A 20,608-nucleotide genomic window follows, 5' to 3' on the forward strand; every position below is an offset into this window, starting at 1 on the left:
TCTCGCGCCGGCATCGGCGCGGCAGTTATGCTGGCCCGGTACCTTTGCCTGTGGGGAGGCGCCGTCTGAGCACCGAGAGGAGGCGTATGGGAGTCTTCGACAAGGCCGAGAAGCGGATCGAGTCCGCCGTCGGCAAGGTCTTCGCCCGGGCCTTCAAGGGCTTCGTCCACCCCGTCGAACTCGTCGCGGGCATCCAGCGCGAACTCGACGCCGAGGCCAAGCTCCTCAGCCGCGACAAGCGCCTTGTGCCCAACGCGTTCACCATCGGGCTCTCGCGTGCGGACTACGACAGGCTCGTGCCGTACTCCAAGACGCTCAACGCCGAGATCATGCCCGGGATCCGGGATCATGCGGCGGACCGGCACTACGTGTTCAACGGCCCGGTCACCATCGACTACACGCTCGACGAGGCACTCCCCACCGGCCAGTTCACCGTGGCCAGCCACGCCACCACCACCGACGGCACGGGGCACTCATCCTCCCCCGACGCGGGCGGGCGGCTGGTCGTGGAGGTCAACGGCGTGCGCCACCCGCTGGTGGCCCCCGGCCTGCTGATCGGGCGCGGCGCGGAGGCGGACCTCCGGCTCAACGATCCAGGCGTCTCCCGGCGCCACGCCATGATCACGGTCTCGGGCGATCCCGACCATCCGGTGGTCACCGTCGAGGACCTCGGCTCCACCAACGGCGTGCTGGTCAACGGGAGCCGCGTCACCAAGACCAGGGTTGGCGAGGGGGCCAGGATCGAGGTCGGCAACACCAGGATGCTGATCCACGCACCGACGGGATCGTAGGTGTCAGACCTCATCGTCGCGGCGATCAAGATCGTCTTCCTGGCCATGCTCTGGCTCTTCATCCTCTTCGTCGCCAACGTGGTGCGCACGGACATGTTCGGTCGCCGCGTGCCCGTGTCCTCGCTCACCGCCATCCCGGCGGACCGGGGTCGCGGCAGGAACAGATCCAAGCTGCCCACCCGCTTCGCCATCACGGCCGGCCCCCAACAGGGCACCTCGGTGCCCGTCGAACCCACCATCAACCTGGGCCGCGCGGCAGATTCCACGCTGCTGCTGGACGACGACTACGCCTCGGCCCGGCACGCCCAGCTGGTCCAGAAGGACGCCACCACCTGGGTGATCACGGACCTGCAGTCCACCAACGGCACCTACGTCAACGGCAAGCTCGTCACCGAGCCCACCAGGGTCACCGTCGGTGATGTCGTGCGCATCGGCAAGACCCTCATGCGGTTCGAGATCTGATGGCGTTCTCGCTGCGCTTCGCCGCCCACTCCGAGGTGGGGCGCGTCCGCAAGAACAACCAGGACTCCGGCTACGCCTCCCCCACGATGCTGCTGGTCACCGACGGCATGGGCGGTGCGGCCGCCGGAGACCTCGCCTCCGCCGTCGCGGCGCTGGAAGCGGCCCGCTCGGATCATCGCGCCGCCGACGGCGAGGAGATGCTGGAGCGCGTGGCCGGCATGATCGCCAGGGCGAACACGAAGCTGAGCGAGTTGATCGAGGAGGACCTCGAGCTGGACGGCATGGGCACCACCTTCTGCGGCGCCATGTTCAACGGGGAGCAGTTCGGCCTCGCCCACATCGGCGACTCCCGCGGCTACCTGCTGCGCGACGGCACCCTCACGCAGATCACGCACGACCACTCCTGGGTCCAGTCCCTCCTCGACGAGGGGAAGATCACCGCGGCGCAGGCCGCCACGCATCCGCACCGCTCGCTGATCCTCAAGGTGCTCAACGGGCAGGTGGAGTTCGAGCCGGACCTCGACCTGCTGGACGCCCGGCTGGGCGACCGGATCATGTTCTGCTCAGACGGTCTCAGCGGCCTCGTCGACGACGCCACCCTGCTGCAGATCATCCGGCGGGAGGACCCCGTGACCGCCATCGCGTCCCTGGCCGAGCGGGCCAACGCCAACGGCGGTCACGACAACATCACCATCGTCATGGCAGACGTCGTGGAGCACGACGACGCCCTGGACGCCCGCGCCGGTGTGCTCGTCGGCGCCGCGACGGAGCTGGACGTGCCGCGCACCGGCGAACTGGCCCTCCGCAAGGATCCGGGCAACAGGGACCCGCGCTGGCCGCAGTCGGCCAAGGATGTGGTCGTCGAGCACGACGCCTCGGAGGTGGCGCGCTACGCGCCGCACGAACCCAGGCGACGATGGCCCGGCGTCACCGCCATGATCCTGGCCATCGCCCTGGTGCTGGGCGGCGGCACCTGGGCGGTGTATGCCTACTCCCAGACGCGCTACTTCGTGGCCGCCGACGACGGGTTCGTGGCCATCTACAACGGGCTCCCCGGATCGCTGCTGGGCGCGGACCTCAACACGCTGACCGAGCGCACCGACATCCGCGTGACCGACCTGCCGCCGTTCTACCAACGGGTGGTGGACTCCACCATCCAGGTGGACGGCATCGCCGCCGCCGAGAGCACCACCGAGCAGCTGCGCGGGCTTGCCGAACGCTGCGTCGAGGTCCGGCGCGAGCGCCAGCAGCCCACTCCGCAGCTGTCGCCGTCGCCCAGCGCGAGCGTCAGCCCGAGCCCGGCCCAGACCATCCCCGGGCTGCCGACCACGACGCTGTCCGCCGCCCCGAGCGGGCCGTCCAGCCAGTCGGCCGTCCCGAGCTTCCTGCTGCCCACGGAGATCGTCACCGCGACCCCGACGGCCAGCGAAGAGGCAGACCCAGAGGCCTGCTGATGACGGCGACGGTGCAGCCGGCGGTCTCCGATGAGGTCATCGTCTACAAGAAGCGGCGGACGGTCGAGCTGTTCCTGCTGCTCTTCGCGCAGTCGTTCGGTCTCGCCGGCTGGGTGATCACCAGTCTGAACCTGTACGGGGAACTGCCGCAGGGCCTGGTCCCGGTCGCCCTGACCTGGTACGGCATGGGCCTGGCCACGCACCTCGTCGTGCGGTTCCGGCTCCCCTACGCGGACCCGGTCATCCTGCCGTCGGTCTTCCTGCTCAACGGGCTCGGGCTGGCCATGATCGCCCGGATCGACCAGATCCCGGAGCCGGTCAACGACGACGCCGCCACGCAACTGCTGTGGACTGGGTTGGGTCTGGCGCTGTTCACCGTCGTCGCGTTCGGGCTGCGGGACCACCGCCGGCTCCAGCGCTACCCGTACCTGCTGTTCATCTCCGGGCTCGTCCTGCTCCTGCTCCCGCTGCTGCCTGTCATCGGCGTGTCCTCGGGCGGAGCCCAGATCTGGATCCGCGTGTTCGGGCTGTCGTTCCAGCCGGCCGAGGTGGCGAAGATCCTGCTGGCCGTCGCGTTCGCCGCCTACCTCTACGAGAAGCGCGAGGTGCTGGCCCTGGCCGGCCGGCGGTTCATGGGCATCGACCTGCCCCGCGCCCGGGACCTCGGGCCCATCGCGGTCATGTGGGTGCTGTGCCTGGTGGTGATGGTCTACCAGAACGACCTGGGCACCTCCATGCTGTTCTTCGGGCTGTTCACGGTGATGATCTACGTGGCGACGGAGCGGCCGGCCTGGCCGATCCTGGCCGGGATCTCGTTCATCGGGGCGGCCCTGGCCGCCTACCGGTTCACCGGGCACGTCCCGCGGCGGGTCAACGCCTGGCTGGACCCGTTCAGCGACTACGACCGCAACCTGCAGATCATCAGCGCCCAGTTCGGCTACGCGTGGGGCGGGCTGTTCGGCCGCGGCTGGGGCCTCGGGCGCCCCGGCCTCACGCCGCTGGCCAAGAGCGACATGATCGCGGCGGCCCTCGGTGAGGAGATCGGGGTGATGGGCGTGATGGGCATCGTGCTGGTCTACGCGCTGCTGGTGGCGCGCGGCTTCAAGACGGCCGTCACCTCGCCCGACGGGTTCGGCAAGCTGCTCGCCACGGGCCTCAGCTTCGCCTTCGCCCTGCAGGTGTTCGCCATCATCGGCGGCGTCTCCCGGCTTCTCCCCCTCACGGGGCTGACGACACCGTTCATGTCCCAGGGCGGGTCCAGCCTGATCGCCAACTGGATCATCGTGGCCATCCTCATGGTGATCTCACACCGCAGCCGCATGCCCCAGGCCGCGACCGCCGCGCCCCGCGAGGTGGGCGCCCTCGACGACGCCACGACGGTGATCAGCCGATGAACGGCCCCATCCGCAAGGTCACCGTGTTCGTGGCGCTCATGATGGCCGCGCTGCTGCTCAACTTCACCGCCATCTCGGTGGTCCAGTCGGAGGACCTCAACGCGGACTCGCGCAACCGTCGGGTCCGCGACGCCGAGTTCTCGCGACCCCGCGGAGCCATCCTGGTGGGCAACGAGCCCATCGCGGTCTCGGTGCAGCGCCCCGGCCGCTTCCCGTACGTGCGTACCTACCCCGCCGGCGAACTCTGGTCCTCGGTGACCGGCTGGTACTCCTACGACTACGCCCGCTCCGGCCTCGAGAGCTCCTACAACGAGGACCTGGCGGGCACCTCCTCCGAGCAGTCGTTCGGCCGCCTCGTGGACCTCGTCGCCGGCAAGCGGTCGCAGGGGGCCAACGTGTCCACCACGCTCAACCCCCGCGCCCAGGCGGCCGCCGTCCGTGCGCTGGGTGATCAGCGGGGCGCCGCCGTCGCCATGAACTACGAGACCGGTGAGATCCTCGCGCTGGTCTCCACGCCCACCTACGATCCCAACCGCCTGGCGACGGTGGATCTGGAGGCCGAGCGGGAGGCGTGGACCGAGCTGCTTGACTCCCCGACGGAGCCGCTCAAGAACCGCGCCACCCGGGAGGTGTACCCGCCCGGATCAACGTTCAAGCTCGTCACGGCCGCCGCCGCGCTGGAGGACGGGATGGTGCCCAGCAGCGAACTCGACGCCCCCGCGTCACTGCCGCTGCCCAACTCGAGCCGCTCCATGGGCAACTCGACCAACTGCGGCGGAACGACGGTGACGCTGGAGGAGGCGCTGAAGACCTCCTGCAACACCGCCTTCGGCTCCTTGGCCCTCAGCCTGGGCGACGACAAGCTGCGCGCCATGGCGGAGGCGTTCGGCTTCAACCAGGAGCAGACCTCGGACATCACGGTGGCCACCTCGCGCTTCCCCGCCGAGATCGACGCGGCCCAGACTGCGCTGTCGGCCATCGGGCAGTACGACGTGGCCGCCTCCCCGCTGCAGATGCTGCAGGTGGTCGCGGCGATCGCCAACGACGGCGTGATGATGGCCCCCTACATGGTCAGCACCGTGACCAACCAGGATCTGACGGTCCTGGACTCGCGGGGCCCCGAGGTGGCCGGGCGGCCCCTCAGCAGCTCCTCCGCCGAGCTGCTGCAGCAGATGATGGTGGCGACGGTGGAGGACGGCACCGGCCGGCCCGCCCGCATCGACGGCGTTGTGGTGGGCGGCAAGACCGGTACCGCCCAGACTGCCCCGGACCGCCCGCCCTACGCCTGGTTCGTGGGCTATGCGGAGGACCCGGCGGTAGCCGTCGTCGCCTTCGTCGAGGACGCCGACGTGGCCCGCGACGACATCTCCGGCGGCAGGGTGGCCGCCCCCATCTTCACGGCGGTCCTGGAGGCCCTGCGATGAACTTCTCAGACATCTCTCAGGTCCATGACGCAGTATGGTGCCTGACTATCCGGAAGGATCGGTAAGTGATGACAGAGCGAGGAGCGCTGCTCGGCGGCCGCTACGAACTCGACCAGGTGATCGGTCGAGGCGGCATGGCCGAGGTGTGGCGCGCCCGGGATCTGCGCCTGGAGCGCGACGTGGCGGTCAAACGTCTGCGCGTGGATCTCGCCAGCGACCCCACCTTCCAGGCCCGGTTCCGCCGCGAGGCGCAGTCGGCCGCCGGGCTCAACCACCCCAACATCGTGGCGGTCTACGACACCGGCGAGGAACGCGACGCCTCCTCTGACATCTCGGTGCCGTTCATCGTGATGGAGCTGGTGGAGGGCGTGACGCTGCGGGAGGTGCTGCGCGACGGCCGCAAGATCGTGCCCGAGCGTGCGCTGGAGTTCACCGCGGGCGTCCTGGACGCGCTGGCGTACTCGCACCGCGCCGGCATCATCCACCGCGACATCAAGCCCGCCAACGTGATGCTCACCCCCAACGGCACGGTCAAGGTGATGGACTTCGGCATCGCCCGCGCCGTCGCGGACACCTCCGCCACCATGACCCAGACCGCTGCCGTGATCGGCACCGCGCAGTACCTCTCCCCCGAGCAGGCGCGTGGCGAGAAGGTGGACAACCGCTCGGACATCTACTCGGTGGGCTGCCTGCTCTACGAGCTGCTCACCTCCCAGCCACTGTTCAAGGGCGACTCGCCCGTCAGCGTCGCGTATCAGCACGTCCGTGAGATCCCGGTGCCGCCGTCGCACGTGGACCCCGAGGTGACCGCGCCCATGGACGCCATCGTGCTCAAGTCGCTGGAGAAGGACCCCCGGGACCGCTACCAGGACGCCTCCGAGATGCGAGAGGACATCCTCCGCTCACTCAACGGGCAGCCGGTCCTGGCCTCGCTGCCCACGGAGAACCCCACGCAGGTCATCCCCAGCGACCCGATGACCACCACCGCGAGGCGGGGCATGGCGCCCGTGCCTGCCGCGGCACCGTCGCCGGCCCTCTCGCCAGTCAGGGTGGATGAGGTCAGGGACACCGACCGCCGCTCCAACCGTGGCGTCATCGCGTTGGCCATCATCGCCGGCCTCATTCTCATCGCCATGGGAGTGGCTCTCTGGAGCCTGCTCAACCCGCCCGAGCCCGTCGTGGAGACAGTGGCGGTGCCGACGGTGGTGGGCCAGACGCAACTGGCCGCCGAAAACCTGCTGACGGACAAGAACCTCGTGCCGGACGTGACGTTCGAGGCCGGAACCGACGAGAACAAGGGCCTGGTCCTGGACTCGGATCCGGACTCCGGCGAGCTGGTCGAGCCCGGCTCCACGGTGACGCTGGTGGTTTCGAGCGGCCCGGATGTGAGGACGGTGCCCGACGATCTGACCGGCATCCCCGTCGCCGAGGCGCGACGGCTGCTCGAGACCGCGGGGCTCACCAACGTCACCGAGGAGGACGCGGACCCGGCCACCGAACCCATCGACGCTGTCGCCGGCAACGTGGTGTCGGTCAACCCCGCCTCCGGGGCCACCGTCGCTCCGGACAGGGAGATCGTGCTGCAGGTGGCCACCGGGACGTCGGTGGTAGTGAGGCTCACGGACCGCACGCTGTCCGCCGCGCGTGACGAGGCGGAGGCCGCAGGGTTCACCATCGAGGCTGAAGAGGTGGAGACCGACGAGGTCTCCCCCGGACTCGTGTTCGATCAGAACGAACCCGCCGGTGCTGTCCTCGAGCGCTCGACGGTGATCAAGGTCAAGGTGGCGGTGGCCCCGCCGGAGCCCGAACCCCCGGTCGTCACGGTCACCGCGACGCCGTCGGAGACCCCGACGCCGGACCCCACTCCGTCGGAGACGCCCAGCACCGAGCCGGACCCGAGCGTCTCTCCGTCGACGACACCCTGAGCCCTCGGCCGCCCGGAGGGGCGGTCAGCCGAGCGTGGTGGTGACCAGGGGCGACAGGTCGACGGCCCGGGCCGGGGCGTCGGTGTCGCCGCATTCGGCCAGCCAGTTGGCGAGCATCTGGTAGCCACCCTCGGTGAGGACGGACTCGGGGTGGAACTGCACCGCCTCCACCGGGAGGCTGCGGTGCCGCACCGCCATGATCACGCCCGTCTCGGTGCGGGCGGTCACCTCGAGCACGTCCGGCACGGTGTCCTCGACGATGGCCAGGGAGTGGTAGCGCGTGGTGGTCACAGGCGAGGGCAGACCCCGGAACACGCCCTTGCCCTCGTGGAACACCGGGGAGGTCTTGCCGTGCAGGAGCTCCGGGGCCCGGTCCACGACGCCGCCGTAGGCCACCGCCATCGCCTGCAGCCCCAGGCACACGCCGAACAGCGGCTTCACGCCGCCGAGCGTCCGCACCACCTCGACGCAGACACCTGCCTCCTCGGGCGTGCCGGGACCCGGCGACAGCAGGACACCGTCGAAGCGGTCGTGCCAGCCCGCCTCGGCGAACCGCGGGTCGTCGTTGCGCCACACCTCCACCTCGGCGCCGATCTGCGCCAGGTAGGACACGATGTTGTAGACGAACGAGTCGTAGTTGTCGATCACGAGGATGGCTGCCACGCGGCCATTGTGCCACCGCGGGGCGGGAACCCCGGTCCGTCCCCGGTGGCTCAGCGCGATACCCGGGCCAGGCGGACGCCCGTAGACCCGCTGAACGCCGGGAACTCCAGCCCCTGGGGTCGTTCGACCGCGTACCCGAGGCCGTAGGCGGCCACGTACTGGCGGTAGATCTGCACCGCCGGCGAGTCGTCGAGGCCGGCCAGGAGACGCTCCTGATCCCCGATCGCCTCGATCACGTAGGGCGGCGCATAGGGGATGCCGTGGAGGACGACGGTGTTGCCCACGCACTTGATGCCGGTGGTGGCCACCACACGCTGACCCTGGATGGTCATGGCTTCGGCGCCACCGGCCCACAGTGCGTTGACCACCGCCTGGATGTCCTGCTGGTGGACCACGAGGGCGTCGTCGTCCACCCCGGCGGGTTTGACGTCTGCGGGGGCGTCGGTGAGCGTCACCCGGAGCCCAGGCCCGACCACCGCCACCATGCTCGCCGCCAGTTCCGCGCGGGCCACCTCATCCGCCAGCACATCGGTGCCGGCTGCCTCGGGTGCCAGGGACTCCACCTCGGCGCGGATCCGGTCCGCCTCCTCGCGCAGCTCAGAGTTGCGGCGGCCCTGGGACACGATGAGGTCCCGCATGTCCGCCGTGCGGTCCGAGCGGAGATCGGTGCCCCGCGCCGCGAGCGCGGCCACCGTCATCATGAACCCCGCCAGGAGGCACACGAGCACCGTGGTGACGCGTCCGCGGCCCGACCGGGGCCGTTCCTGGTTCTTTCCCATGTTGGCGCGCACACGCGGGATCCGTTCTGTGATCGCGCGCCACATGGTCATGTGCCCACGGTACCCGCCGATGTGGGGGAATCCGCGGCTCTGACCTAGGCTGGGTGTCCGACGAAGGAGGCAAGTGTGCCTGAATCCAAGGTTCGCAAGACGGCAGAGGACAAGCGCAAGGCGAAGGCGAAGTCCGAGCTGGTGGAGAGGCGTGGCGAGACCGCGCGGCTCGCCCCGGCCGGCCGCTCGTGGGTGCCTGCCGTGTTCCTGCCCATCGGCCTGGTGGGCGTCGCCTGGATGGTGACCTGGAACCTGGCCTACGAACACATCGGGTTCATGCGAGCGCTCGGAGACTGGAACCTTGTGATCGGGCTCGGCCTGATCGTGGTGTCCTTCACCGGCATGACGCTGTGGAAGTGACCCCGCTCGGCACATTCGACGCCGTCATCTTCGACTTCGACGGGACCCTCGCGGACTCCGTCGCGTCCATGCACCGCGCCTACGCCATCTGGGCCCGGGAGTACGGCATCGACCTGGAGTCGCTTCGTCAGTACACCGGCCGGCCGGCCGAGGCGGTTGCCCGGGCCCTCGTGCCCGCGGACATCGCGCCCGCCGCCGGCGCCCGCATCGACGAGCTCGAGATCTCGGACACCGAGGGCGTCGTCGCGCTTCCTGGGTCGGCAGCCGCCTTCGCTGCCATCCCCGCCCACCTGCGGGCCATCGCCACGTCGTGCACCACGGCCCTCCTCGACGCCCGCCTGGGCGCCACGGGACTCCCGCGCCCGAGCGTCATCGTCACCCGTGACCAGGTGGAGCGGGGCAAGCCCGCCCCGGACAGCTTCCTGCTGGCCGCCGCACGCCTCGGCGTCGATGCATCCCGCTGCCTGGTGTGCGAGGACGCGCCCGCGGGTGTCGCGGCCGCGCGTGCCGCAGGCATGCCGGTGCTCGGCGTCCTGACCGAACACACCGCCGACGAGCTCGGGGCCGACTGGGCGGTCGATTCGCTGGCGGGCGTCGTGTTCGACACCACGGCCGACGGCGTGCGCGTGAGCTGGGCCTGAGCGCCACAGCTAGGATGACCGGCGTGACCGATACCCCTACTCCCCAGCACAGCGACTCGGAGCAGACCGCCGTCCGCAAGGAGAAGCGCGCCCGGTTGCTCGGCTCCGGCGTGCAGGCGTACCCCGCGGACCTCTCCCGCTCCCACTCGCTGCGCGAGATCCGCGCCGCCTGGGGACACCTGGAGGCCGGCGAGGAGACGCAGGACGTAGTGACCACAGGCGGCCGCGTCGTGTTCATCCGCAACACCGGAAAGCTGGCCTTCGCCACGCTGCAGGACGGCTTCACGCCGGACGACAACGGCGAGCGCCTGCAGATCATGCTGTCGCTGGCCGAGGTGGGCGACGAGGCCCTGGCTGCCTGGAAGACGGACGTGGACCTGGGCGACTTCGTGTGGGTCACCGGTCGCGTCATCTCGTCGAAGCGCGGCGAGTTGTCCATCATGGCCGGCCAGTGGCGCATGGCGGCCAAGGCGCTGCGCCCCCTGCCGGTCATGCACAAGGACCTGTCCGAGGAGGCCCGCGTCCGCCGACGCTACGTGGACCTCATCGTCCGCGAGGACGCCCGCGAGATGGTGCGCGCCCGCTCCGCCATCACCAGGGCCATCCGTGAGACCCTCTACGCCCGGGACTACCTGGAGGTGGAGACCCCCATCCTGCAGCTGGTGCACGGCGGCGCCGCCGCGCGGCCGTTCTCCACGCACATCAACGCGTTCGACATCGACATGACGCTGCGCATCGCCCTGGAGCTGCACCTCAAGCGCACCATGGTGGGCGGCGCGGACCGCGTGTTCGAGATGGGCCGCGTGTTCCGCAACGAAGGCATCGACTCCACCCACTCGGCGGAGTTCACCATGCTCGAGGCCTACATGGCCTGGGGTGACCAGCGCACCATCGCCAGGCTCATCCAGGACGTCGTCGTGGCGGCCGCGGACGCGGTGGGGTCGCGGCAGATCGAGACGCCCAAGGGTGTCATCGACCTCGACGGCGAGTGGGCGTGGCTGTCGGTGTTCCCCACTCTGTCCGAGCGGCTGGGCGAGGAGATCACCGTCGACACTCCCATCGAGGTGTTGCGCCGCCACGCGGACGCCCACGAGGTGGAGTACGACCCGAAGTGGGCCGCGGACAAGATGGTGATGGAACTGTTCGCCGAGATCGTCGAGCCAGACCTCCTGCAGCCCACGTTCGTCTACGACTATCCGTCGATCGCGCAGCCTCTCGCGCGCCAGCACCGCGCCGAGCCCGGAAAGGTCGAGGCGTGGGACCTCATCATCGGCGGTCTCGAGCGGGGCACCGGCTTCACGGAGCTCGTGGACCCGGTGATCCAGCGCGAGGTGCTGTTGTCGCAGTCGGTCAAGGCGGCGGGCGGTGATCCCGAGGCGATGCAGTTCGACAACGACTTCATCGAGTCGCTCGAGTACGGCGTCCCGCCGATGGGTGGGCTCGGCCTGGGGATCGACAGGTTGATCATGCTGCTGACCGGCGTCGGGATCCGGGAGACCATCCTCTACCCGCTCCTCCGTCCCCAGGCCTGACAGGGCGTTCCGCTCTCCCGAACCGCCGGCTCAGCGTCGGGGGGGCAGCACCTGCCCGCCTAGGACGTGCGCCATGACGAAACCCCTGTTTCAAATCAGTTGACATGCGCGCCGAGGCGTGTTTAGCTACTCTCACGAAACCCGGGTAACGCAAGGCGACGGCGCCTTCCCGGGGGCCCCACGAGGAGGTGGTTCAGCATGGTTCGTCGCGTCGACGTTGCTCGGCTCGCGGGGGTCACGCCCGCAGTCGTCTCCTACGTCACCAACGGCTCGCACCCCGTCTCGGCCGCCACCCGCCGTAAGGTCGAGGAGGCCATCGAAGAGCTGGGCTATCGGCCCAACGCCGTGGCCCGCGCGCTGGCCATCTCCCGCACGCACACCATCGGCCTCATCGTCCCCGCGGTGGCGAATCCCTTCTTCGCCGAACTCGCCTCAGCCATCGAAGCCGCGGCGTTCGCGGCCGGCTACACGGTAGTCGTCGGCAACGCATCGGACGAGGGCCGTCACGTCCTCGACTACGTCCACACCTTCGCGGACCGGCAGGTGGACGGGCTCGTCGTCGTCCCCATCACCGACTCCGCGCAGGACGCCCTGGCGGCCGCCAGGGGCCGCGGCATCCCCGTCGTGTTCACCGACCGGGCCGCCGGTGTGGACGTCCCCACGGTGAGTGTCGACAACGTCGACGGAGCCCGCGCGGCCGCACTCCACCTGGCGGAGCACGGGCGCCTCGTCCACGCTTGCATCACAGGCTCCGCTGACGCCCCCCCGGCCCTCGATCGCGTGATCGGTTGGCGCGCCGGGCTCGAGCAGGCTGGCGTACACGTCGACGAGGGTCTCGTGGTCCACACCCCCTTCACGGCCGAGGCCGGATACGACGCGGCCCGGGCCCTCATCGTAAGCCGCCCGGATGTCGATGCGGTCCTGGTCGGCAGCGACCTCCAGGCGATCGGCGTGCTGCGCGCCATCTTCGACGCGGGAAAGCTCCCTGGAGCCGACATCGCGCTGGCCTCGTTCGACGGCATCACGGCGGGCCGTTACACCTACCCTCGGCTGACTACGGTCGCCCAGCCACTCGCGGCCGTCGCAACGGCCATCATCGAACTTCTCGCGGGACTCATCGAGTCGCGCGAGGACGGTGCCGACCTCGGCACCACCCGGATCCTGTCCACCCAGCTGGTGATCCGGGAATCCTGCGGATGCCCTCCGCAGACGCCCTAGCGGGACGCCGGCACACCCGCCGGTACGCCCCCACCCATCCCACAGAGGAGTGAGATGAACATCCGCATCCGCGCCGCCGCGGCCATTGCCGCCGGTGTCCTGGCCCTGACCGCCTGCTCCAGCCCCAACGGCGGGACGAGCAGCGCACCTGCCCCCTCCGACTCCCAGAGCGCCGCGACCGACGGGGACCTGCTCTCGGTCGCCAACGTCGTCAACGGATATCTCGGCGACCAGGGCTTCTTCGACGATGCCGAGCGCGGCATCCAGGAGCTCGCCGCCGCCGGTCACAAGACCACCACGCTGCAGGCCGACGCCAACAACCCCAGCCAGTGGAAGGCGAACCTGGAATCCGTCTCCGGCAACGACTGGGATCTCGTCGTCCTCGGATCCGCCCAGATGACCGACATCCTGTCCGAGGCGTTGACCAAGTTCCCGGAGCAGAAGTTCATCTTCTACGACAACGTCTTCGAGCACGAGAACGTGGCGAGCGTCATCTACAAGCAGAACGAGGGATCGTTCCTCGCCGGCGTGCTCGCCGCGCAGGTGACCACGAACAAGGCAGACTTCCCCCTCTCCGGTGAGGGGAAGAAGGTCGGCGTCGTGGGCGGCATGGACATCCCGGTCATCAACGACTTCGTGGCTGGCTTCACGGCTGGTGTCGAGGCCGTCGACCCGTCGATCGAGGTCCTCACCACCTACGTCGGCAACTTCACCGACTCGCAGAAGGGCTACGACCAGGCCAAGGCCATGTTCGACGACGGCGCTGACGTCGTGTTCCAGGTCGCCGGCGGTGCGGGCATCGGCGTGCTCCAGGCTGCCAAGGACGCAGGGCGTTACGGCATCGGGGTGGACGGCAACCAGAACGGCCTGCAGCCCGGGCACGTCCTGGCCTCCATGACGAAGAACATCGCGCACTCGCTGGTCCTGACCATCGAGGCGGCCCAGGCCGGCGAACTGGAGTTCGGAACCACCACCCCCTACGGCCTGGCCAACGACGGTGTCCGCCTGGAGTTCGCGGACAACGGCGACATCGTCCCCCAGTCCGTGATCGACGAGATCGAGGACTACAAGCAGAAGGTCGTCTCGGGCGAACTGACCGTCCCGACCTACAACGGCTGATCCCCTGTTGGTGGCGGGGAGGGTGCGCCCTCCCCGCCACCAACCCCCACCCCACTATCCCGCCTAGGAGCCGGAATGGACCAGCCGATTCTCGCGCTGCGCAACATCACCAAGACCTTCGGACCGAAAGTCGCCAACGAGAACATCTCGCTGACCATCTACCCCGGTGAGGTCCACGCCCTGGTCGGCGAGAACGGCGCCGGCAAGACCACGCTCATGAACATGGTGTCGGGCAACCTTCAGCCCGATTCCGGCGAGATCTTCTTCGACGGCCGCAGCGTCGTCATGAGCGATCCCCGCAAGGCCGATGCCTTGGGAATCGGGATGGTGCACCAACACTTCAAGCTCGTCCCCAGCCTCACGGTCACCGCGAACATCTTTCTGGGAAAGGAGACCGTTAGGGCGGGAACGCTGGACGCGGAGCCTATGCGAGCGCGCGTGCGCGAGCTATCGGAGCGGTTCGGACTTCCCGTCAATCCCGACGACGTCGTGCGCGAACTGTCGGTCGGGGAACGGCAGCGCGTCGAGGTCATCAAGGCACTCTCGCACGACACGCGGCTGCTGATCCTGGACGAGCCTACCGCCGTGCTGACGCCGGCCGAGACCGATGAGCTCTTCATTGTCATCCGCCAGCTGGCCAAGCAGGGGTGCGCCATCCTGTTCATCTCGCACAAGCTCGGCGAAGTCCTCGCCATCGCCGACACCGTCTCCGTGATCCGGGACGGCAAGGTGGTGGGGACACGACCGGCCGAAGGCCTCTCCCAGACCGACATCGCAGCCATGATGGTCGGCCGCGAGGTGCTGCTGCGCATCAGGCACCGGCCCGCCACTCCCGGGGATGAGATCTTGTCCGTGCGCGACGTCTGCGCCGTCGACAAGCGCGGCGCACTCGCCGTCCGCAACCTCTCCCTGCAAGTGCGGCGTGGTGAGATCGTCGGCATCGCCGGCGTCGAGGGAAACGGACAGTCCGAACTGGCAGCCGCGATCGCCGGCATGTACAAGGCGCCGCGGGGGGCCATCACCATGGCTGGGCGCGACGTCACGCGGGCCTCAGTGGCCGCACGCCGCGACCTCGGTCTCGCCTACATCCCCGAGGACCGCCACCACGAGGGCAGCGGACCGCGCCTCACTGTTGCGGAGAACATCGCCGCGACCCACATGCGGCACCCCATCGTCACCAAGGGGTGGCTCTCCGTTCGCAAGATGCGCGAACTCGCCTCATCGCTGATCGCCAAGTTCGACATCCGCGGTGCCGGACCCGACACGGTCATCTCCACGCTCTCCGGCGGCAATATGCAGAAGGTCATCATCGCCCGCGAGTTCTCGAATGAGCCTGCACTGCTCATGGTCTCCCAACCGACGCGAGGCGTCGACGTCGGCGCCATGGAGTTCGTGCACAACTCGATCGTCGCGGCGCGCGACGCAGGGGCGGGCGTTCTGTTGTTCTCGGCTGACCTCAACGAGGTGATGAGCCTGTCCGACCGGCTGCTCGTCATGTTCCGTGGCGAGATCGTCGCCGAGTTCACCCAGGCCAACATGTCCGAGGTGGCCGTGGGCCTGGCTATGGCGGGCGTCGCCCCCACCCCCGAAGCGCTCGCAGAGGCGGAGGCCCGGCACCGCCGGGTGCAGGAGGAGCTCGCGGCCAGCGGCTCCACCGGGGACGCCGAAGTGGCCGAGGTGGCCGACGACGAGGTGGTTGCGGCTCCCCTGACCGACGCGGAGGCGGCGCGAGTCGCGGCCACGGCACTCCCCCACGCCTCGGGTTTCTTCGCCGAGTTCGCCAAGAACGCGTTCACCAGCGCCCTCCAGCCACTCCTGGCGATCGGCGCGGCCCTGGTCCTCGGCGCCATCGTCATCCTCGCCATCGGTAAGAATCCGCTCACCGCGTACTCGGCGCTGTTCCTGTCCGGCTGGAGTTCGCCCTTCGGGATCGCGTCGATCATCGCCGCGTTCGTCCCCCTGGCCATCCTGGCCGTTGGCACGATCATCAGCTTCCGAGCCGGGTTCTTCAACATCGGCGCGGAAGGCCAGATGTTCCTCGGCGCGTTCTTCGGCGCGTTCGCGGGGTTCACCTTCCCCGATCTCCCGGCCCCAGTGCTGATTCCCCTCGTTCTGCTGTTCGGAACCGTCGCGGGCGGGCTCTGGGGGCTGCTCCCGGGCGCGCTGCTGGCCCGCTGGCGGGTCGACATCATCGTCACCACGCTCCTTCTGACAGACATCGCGAAGCTGCTCACGCAGTACTTCGTGTCCGGGCCATTCCAGGACCCCTCCGCAGGCATCGCCGGAACCCGCCACATCGCCCCCCAGGCCCGGCTCACCATGTTCAGCTCCACGTACGGGCTCGGGGCTGACCTGCTCCTCGCCCTCGCGGCCGCAGTTCTCATCGCGGTGATCTTCGACCGGACGCCGTGGGGCGCGAGGGTGCGGCAACTTGGCGAGATGAACGACTTCGCGGAATACACCGGGGTGTCGGCCTCTCGGATGTCGATGCAGGTCATGATGGTGTCTGGTGCCGTGGCCGGCTTCACAGGGGCCCTCTTCGTCCTCGGCCCTAACGGGGGCCGGTTCCTCCAGCAGTTCTCGCCCGGCTTCGGTTTCATGGCGATGACCGTGGCGCTCCTGGCCCGCCTCAACCCGTGGCTCGCACTGCCGGCCGCTCTGTTCTACGCCACCATGCTCGGCGGATCGACGGGGCTGCAGACCGCAGGCGTGCCCTTCCCCCTCGTGAGTATCCTCCAGGGCCTCATCATCATCATGATCACGGCCACTTTCACCTGGAACTGGTGGCGCAGGCGGGTGCGCAGACCCGACCTGACCCAGCCGACCACTGCGACCACCGAAGGAGCATCGCTGTGACCGATGTGCTGTCCCAGTTGTTCACGGTGACCATGCTCGCCGTCATCCTCACCAAGCTCACGCCGATCCTGCTCGCCGCCATCGGCGGCGCCTTCACCCAGATGGGCAACGTGCTCAACATCGGCCTCGAAGGCATGATGCTTGTCGGAGCGTTCACGGGCGTCGTCGTCGGCGCCGCCACCGGCAGCCCGTACGTCGGTGTGCTCGCCGCCGTGGGCGCCGGGATGCTGCTCGCGGTGATCTTCGCCGTTGCCTCCCTCGTATTCAAGGCCGACCCGATCATGGTAGGTATCGGCGTCAACTTCCTGGCCATGGGATCCACGATCCTGTTGCTGCAGGTGTTCTACGGCAACCCCGGCGTGACCCCCGGCAATGTGAAGTCGAACCTGTCGAGGATCGACCTCGGACCGATCGGCGACATCCCCCTCCTCGGCGACGCGATCAACAATCAGACGATCCTGGTGTGGCTGGCCCTGCTCATGGTGCCTCTCTACGCGTTCGTTCTGTACCGCACGCCCTACGGGGTGCACCTTCGTGCCGTGGGCGAGGACGAGCAGGCAGCCCTGGCTGCAGGCATCAACGCCTCGCGGGTGAAGTTCATCGCGATCATCATCTCCGGTGCCCTGTCAGGTCTGGCCGGCGCTCAGCTGTCGATGGCCGCACTCGGCTCCTTCACGGCCAACATGACCAGCTCCCGGGGCTTCATCGCGGTGGCCGCACTGACCTTCGGACTGGCTCGTCCCTACCGGACCTTCATCGCCTGCCTCATCTTCGGCGTCGCCGACGCGTTCGCCGATCGACTCGGCCTGGCAGGGGCCAACCCGTCACTCGCCCTGATGACGCCCTACGTCATCACCATCGGCGCTCTCGTGCTCGCTTCGCTCCGCGTTCGCAGCGCCTTGGCATCGAGGGCGAGGCGCGCCCTCGAGAGCGTCACCGCCCCCGCCCGTCCCTGATCCCTCCCCCCGACCCGTTTCGGTTTCTCGCATCTGCACCCTCTGAAGGAATTCACATGCCCCAAAAGATCATCATCGACTGCGACCCAGGACACGACGACGCCATCGCGATCCTGCTGGCCGCTGGGAATCCCAACATCGACCTGCTCGGGATCACCACCGTCGCGGGCAACCAGACCCTGCCGAAGGTCACCCGCAACGCCTTGTCTGTGTGCGCGGCCGCCGGCATCACGGTTCCCGTGGCCGCTGGCGCCAGCCTCCCCCTCGTCACGCCCCAGGTCGTCGCCGAGGACATCCACGGGGCCACTGGACTGGACGGCCCGCTCCTTCCGGATCCGACGTTCGAGCTGGATCCACGCCACGCGGTCGACTTCATCATCGACACGGTGATGGCCGAGGAACCGGGGACCGTCCACCTCGTGCCGGTGGGACCGCTGACCAACATCGCGTTGGCGATGCGCAAGGAGCCGGCGATCATCGACCGGGTCAAGTCCGTCGTCCTCATGGGCGGTTCCTACACCCGCGGGAACTCGACCCCTGCCGCCGAGTTCAACATCTACGTCGACCCGGAGGCCGCCGAGGCGGTGTTCCGCGGCGCCTGGGACGTCACCATGGTCGGTCTCGACCTCACGCACCAGGCCCTGGCCACGGCCGAGCTTCAGAACCGGATCCGCGACCTGGGCGGCGACCTGTCGCGGTTCGTCCTGGACATCTGGGGCTTCGTCGGACGTGCGTACAAGGAGTTCTACGAGTTCGACTATCCGCCGGTCCACGACGCAGTGTGCGTCGCAGCCATCGCCGACCCCGCGGTCTTCACGACGGCCAAGGCGTTCGTCACAGTGGAGTTGCACGGCCAGTGGACCAAGGGGATGACCGTGACCAACTTCGAGTCGGTCCCCGGGATGCACCACGCCGCCAACGAGGGCCTTCCCATGGGTAAGCCGACGACGAACGTCGCGATGACCCTCGACTGGCAACGTTTCGCCGATCTCGTGGGCGACGCCATCGAGACGCTCAGCACCACATCGGCCCGCTGACCACCGACTAGGAGCCATCATGCCTGTCCCCATCATCATCGATACGGACCCCGGTATCGACGACGCGCTCGCCATCATGCTCGCGGTCGCCTCGCCCGAGGTCACCGTCCTGGGCCTCACCGCCGTCGCCGGCAACACCGGACTCCACCACACCGCCGTCAACGCAGCGGCACTCGCCGACCTGCTCGACCTGGACGTTCCGATCGGATACGGCGCCGCCGCGCCGCTATGGCGACGCGACACCGTGCCGGACGGCAACGTCCACGGAGACAACGGCTTCGGCGGTTACGAACTGCCGCTCTCCACCCGGACCCTCGAGCCCGCGATCCCACTGCTCGTCCGTCTGGTCGAGAGCAGCAGCGAGCCGGTGACCCTGGTGGCCATCGGTCCGCTGACGAACGTCGCCGCCTTCATGGCGCTGCACCCCGACACCGCCCGCAAACTGCAGCGGATCGTCATCATGGGCGGCGGCACCCTGGATGTGCTGGGCAACGCCACCCCTGCCGCAGAGTTCAACATCTACTACGATCCTGATGCCGCGGCCCGGGTCTTCGACTTCGGGGTGCCCATCACCATGGTCGGGCTCAACGTCACGCACCGCGCGATCCTCTTCCCACGCGACTTCGCACCGCTGGATCAGTCAGGGGGACCCATCGCGGAGATGGTGGCGCGGATGCTCGGACACTACGGAGAGCACGCCTACTCGGGGCTGGATGGCGGCGCCGCGCAGCACGACGCCTTGGCACTGGCGGCAGTGGTACAGCCCGATGTCATCACGACGCGCCACCTGCACGTCGACGTCGAGAACGTCGGCCGGCTCACGGCTGGGATGACCGTCGTGGACTTCCGGAAGCGCCCCGGGCGCGAACCCAACTGCGATGTCGCGCTCGACGTCGACGCGGACCGCTTCCGCGACCTACTCATCGGCCGGCTCGTCGACCTCGACGCCACCCTGAAGAACGGACTCTGATGCCCACCAAAATCCTCCTCGACTGCGATACCGGCGTTGACGACACCCTCGCCATTCTGTACGCGGCGCTGCACCCCGACATCGACCTGGTGGGTGTGGGCACGGTGTGGGGTAACGTCGACGTGCCAACCGGGACGCGCAATTCGATCCACACACTCGAGATGGTGGGCATGGGCCATGTGCCTGTCGCCAGAGGAGCGGCCGGCCCGCTCCTGGGCGGGGAGGCGTCCTTCGCCTATCACGTCCACGGCGACGACGGGCAGGGCAACGCCGGCACCGGCCGCTCGGTCGGACCGGCTGTTCCGGGGACGGCGGCGGAACAGATCGTCCGGCTCGCGCGGCGCCATCCGGGTGAGATCACCCTGGTCCCGGTCGGGCCGCTGACGAACGTCGCTCTGGCCCTGGGGCTGGAGCCGGAACTACCCTCCCTGATCAAGGAGGTCGTGCTGATGGGCGGAACGGCGCAGGCCCCGGGCAACGTATCCCCGGTGGCCGAGGCGAACATCGCCCATGACGCCTGGGCGGCGCAGGCAGTCTTCGCCGCCCCGTGGCCGATCACGATGGTCGGGCTGGACGTCACGATGAAGACGCTCATCACCCCCGAGCGTCGTGCTGTCCTCGACGCCGGCGGGTCCCTCGGACGATACGTCTCGCGAATCCACCAGTTCTACGGCGAGTTCTTCCAGCACAACGACTTCAGCCAATGGCGCGCCACCATGCACGACACCATGGCCGTCGCCGCGGCAGCCGGCACCCTGCGTATCACGCTGGCACCCGTCGTCCATGTCGAGGTGGACGTGTCCGGTGGCCCCTCCCACGGCCAGACCATCTGCGATCTGCGGGGGATCTATCGCGGTTACCCGGCACAGGAGGGCGCGCATTGCCGCGTGGTACTGGAGTGCGACGACACCATCGCCGACGACGCCGTGGCGCTCGTGGCTTCCTTCGGCGACGCCCTGACCCCGACGGAGTGACG

Annotated in this window: 18 protein-coding genes; 16 read left to right on the forward strand and 2 right to left on the reverse strand. The window is 69.0% G+C overall.

From position 1 onward, the window contains the following. Window positions 1-86 precede the first annotated feature (86 nt). The 6 genes from ACX1D0_RS11515 to pknB all read left to right on the forward strand — a co-directional run bounded on the left by ACX1D0_RS11515 (window position 87) and on the right by pknB (window position 7,450). Window positions 87-791 carry an FHA domain-containing protein gene (locus ACX1D0_RS11515; RefSeq protein ID WP_459018028.1) on the forward strand — a complete coding sequence of 235 codons (705 nt, stop codon included), beginning with the start codon at window positions 87-89 and terminating at the stop codon, window positions 789-791. Beyond that, window positions 792-1,253, forward strand: coding sequence for an FHA domain-containing protein FhaB/FipA (locus ACX1D0_RS11520; protein ID WP_459018030.1), 462 nt, complete (start codon window positions 792-794; stop codon window positions 1,251-1,253). After that, the gene (locus ACX1D0_RS11525) at window positions 1,253-2,707 is read left to right on the forward strand and encodes a PP2C family protein-serine/threonine phosphatase (protein ID WP_459018032.1); all 1,455 of its coding nucleotides are present in this window, start codon (window positions 1,253-1,255) and stop codon (window positions 2,705-2,707) included. Before ACX1D0_RS11520 ends, ACX1D0_RS11525 begins: the two co-directional genes overlap by 1 nt. Beyond that, the gene (locus ACX1D0_RS11530) at window positions 2,707-4,101 is read left to right on the forward strand and encodes an FtsW/RodA/SpoVE family cell cycle protein (protein WP_459018034.1); all 1,395 of its coding nucleotides are present in this window, start codon (window positions 2,707-2,709) and stop codon (window positions 4,099-4,101) included. The genes ACX1D0_RS11525 and ACX1D0_RS11530 overlap by 1 nt, the downstream gene beginning before the upstream one ends. Next, window positions 4,098-5,525: a peptidoglycan D,D-transpeptidase FtsI family protein gene (locus ACX1D0_RS11535; protein WP_459018035.1), complete on the forward strand. Its 1,428-nt coding sequence runs from the start codon at window positions 4,098-4,100 to the stop codon at window positions 5,523-5,525. Before ACX1D0_RS11530 ends, ACX1D0_RS11535 begins: the two co-directional genes overlap by 4 nt. A 68-nt stretch (window positions 5,526-5,593) precedes the next feature. Further along, window positions 5,594-7,450 (forward strand): Stk1 family PASTA domain-containing Ser/Thr kinase, encoded by a 1,857-nt coding sequence (gene pknB, locus ACX1D0_RS11540; protein ID WP_459018037.1) that lies wholly within the window; start codon window positions 5,594-5,596, stop codon window positions 7,448-7,450. A gap of 24 nt (window positions 7,451-7,474) precedes the next feature. Here the strand turns inward: pknB and ACX1D0_RS11545 are convergent, their stop codons facing one another. Next, a complete protein-coding gene (locus ACX1D0_RS11545) occupies window positions 7,475-8,113 on the reverse strand; it encodes an aminodeoxychorismate/anthranilate synthase component II (RefSeq protein ID WP_459018039.1) in 639 nt (212 codons plus the stop codon). Between the two features lie 50 nt (window positions 8,114-8,163). Beyond that, a complete protein-coding gene (locus tag ACX1D0_RS11550) occupies window positions 8,164-8,943 on the reverse strand; it encodes a DUF881 domain-containing protein (RefSeq protein ID WP_459018041.1) in 780 nt (259 codons plus the stop codon). 75 nt (window positions 8,944-9,018) lie between these two features. On the opposite strand from ACX1D0_RS11550, the gene ACX1D0_RS11555 reads away from it, so the two are divergent. The 10 genes from ACX1D0_RS11555 (at window position 9,019) to ACX1D0_RS11600 (ending at window position 20,606) form a co-directional block, all read left to right on the forward strand. After that, window positions 9,019-9,303, forward strand: a complete 285-nt coding sequence (locus ACX1D0_RS11555; RefSeq protein ID WP_459018043.1) for a cell division protein CrgA — start codon at window positions 9,019-9,021, stop codon at window positions 9,301-9,303. Then, window positions 9,300-9,944 carry an HAD family hydrolase gene (locus ACX1D0_RS11560; protein ID WP_459018045.1) on the forward strand — a complete coding sequence of 215 codons (645 nt, stop codon included), beginning with the start codon at window positions 9,300-9,302 and terminating at the stop codon, window positions 9,942-9,944. Before ACX1D0_RS11555 ends, ACX1D0_RS11560 begins: the two co-directional genes overlap by 4 nt. Window positions 9,945-9,967: 23 nt before the next feature. Next, window positions 9,968-11,476 (forward strand): lysine--tRNA ligase, encoded by a 1,509-nt coding sequence (locus ACX1D0_RS11565; protein ID WP_459018047.1) that lies wholly within the window; start codon window positions 9,968-9,970, stop codon window positions 11,474-11,476. Window positions 11,477-11,674: 198 nt separating this feature from the next. After that, window positions 11,675-12,694 carry a LacI family DNA-binding transcriptional regulator gene (locus ACX1D0_RS11570; RefSeq protein WP_459018050.1) on the forward strand — a complete coding sequence of 340 codons (1,020 nt, stop codon included), beginning with the start codon at window positions 11,675-11,677 and terminating at the stop codon, window positions 12,692-12,694. 54 nt (window positions 12,695-12,748) lie between these two features. Then, the gene (locus ACX1D0_RS11575; protein ID WP_459018052.1) at window positions 12,749-13,813 is read left to right on the forward strand and encodes a BMP family lipoprotein; all 1,065 of its coding nucleotides are present in this window, start codon (window positions 12,749-12,751) and stop codon (window positions 13,811-13,813) included. A 75-nt stretch (window positions 13,814-13,888) separates the two neighbouring features. Beyond that, a complete protein-coding gene (locus tag ACX1D0_RS11580; RefSeq protein ID WP_459018054.1) occupies window positions 13,889-16,669 on the forward strand; it encodes an ATP-binding cassette domain-containing protein in 2,781 nt (926 codons plus the stop codon). After that, on the forward strand, window positions 16,666-17,625 hold the full coding sequence (locus ACX1D0_RS11585) for an ABC transporter permease (protein ID WP_458995246.1): 960 nt from the start codon (window positions 16,666-16,668) through the stop codon (window positions 17,623-17,625). Before ACX1D0_RS11580 ends, ACX1D0_RS11585 begins: the two co-directional genes overlap by 4 nt. A 56-nt stretch (window positions 17,626-17,681) precedes the next feature. Beyond that, on the forward strand, window positions 17,682-18,662 hold the full coding sequence (locus tag ACX1D0_RS11590) for a nucleoside hydrolase (protein ID WP_458995247.1): 981 nt from the start codon (window positions 17,682-17,684) through the stop codon (window positions 18,660-18,662). 19 nt (window positions 18,663-18,681) lie between these two features. Beyond that, window positions 18,682-19,632: a nucleoside hydrolase gene (locus tag ACX1D0_RS11595; RefSeq protein ID WP_459018057.1), complete on the forward strand. Its 951-nt coding sequence runs from the start codon at window positions 18,682-18,684 to the stop codon at window positions 19,630-19,632. Next, window positions 19,632-20,606 (forward strand): nucleoside hydrolase, encoded by a 975-nt coding sequence (locus tag ACX1D0_RS11600; protein WP_459018059.1) that lies wholly within the window; start codon window positions 19,632-19,634, stop codon window positions 20,604-20,606. The genes ACX1D0_RS11595 and ACX1D0_RS11600 overlap by 1 nt, the downstream gene beginning before the upstream one ends. Window positions 20,607-20,608: the final 2 nt, after the last annotated feature.

Source organism: Tessaracoccus pujii, assembly GCF_054483895.1.

Bases quoted from the DNA above. Each gene is read 5' to 3' on its own strand.
- ACX1D0_RS11600 (WP_459018059.1), top strand. From the start codon at position 19,632: ATGCCCACCAAAATCCTCCTCGACTGCGATACCGGCGTTGACGACACC.
- ACX1D0_RS11525 (WP_459018032.1), top strand. From the start codon at position 1,253: ATGGCGTTCTCGCTGCGCTTCGCCGCCCACTCCGAGGTGGGGCGCGTC.
- pknB (WP_459018037.1), top strand. From the start codon at position 5,594: ATGACAGAGCGAGGAGCGCTGCTCGGCGGCCGCTACGAACTCGACCAG.
- ACX1D0_RS11530 (WP_459018034.1), top strand. From the start codon at position 2,707: ATGACGGCGACGGTGCAGCCGGCGGTCTCCGATGAGGTCATCGTCTAC.
- ACX1D0_RS11590 (WP_458995247.1), top strand. From the start codon at position 17,682: ATGCCCCAAAAGATCATCATCGACTGCGACCCAGGACACGACGACGCC.
- ACX1D0_RS11515 (WP_459018028.1), top strand. From the start codon at position 87: ATGGGAGTCTTCGACAAGGCCGAGAAGCGGATCGAGTCCGCCGTCGGC.
- ACX1D0_RS11580 (WP_459018054.1), top strand. From the start codon at position 13,889: ATGGACCAGCCGATTCTCGCGCTGCGCAACATCACCAAGACCTTCGGA.
- ACX1D0_RS11550 (WP_459018041.1), bottom strand. From the start codon at position 8,943: ATGACCATGTGGCGCGCGATCACAGAACGGATCCCGCGTGTGCGCGCC.
- ACX1D0_RS11570 (WP_459018050.1), top strand. From the start codon at position 11,675: ATGGTTCGTCGCGTCGACGTTGCTCGGCTCGCGGGGGTCACGCCCGCA.
- ACX1D0_RS11595 (WP_459018057.1), top strand. From the start codon at position 18,682: ATGCCTGTCCCCATCATCATCGATACGGACCCCGGTATCGACGACGCG.
- ACX1D0_RS11535 (WP_459018035.1), top strand. From the start codon at position 4,098: ATGAACGGCCCCATCCGCAAGGTCACCGTGTTCGTGGCGCTCATGATG.
- ACX1D0_RS11575 (WP_459018052.1), top strand. From the start codon at position 12,749: ATGAACATCCGCATCCGCGCCGCCGCGGCCATTGCCGCCGGTGTCCTG.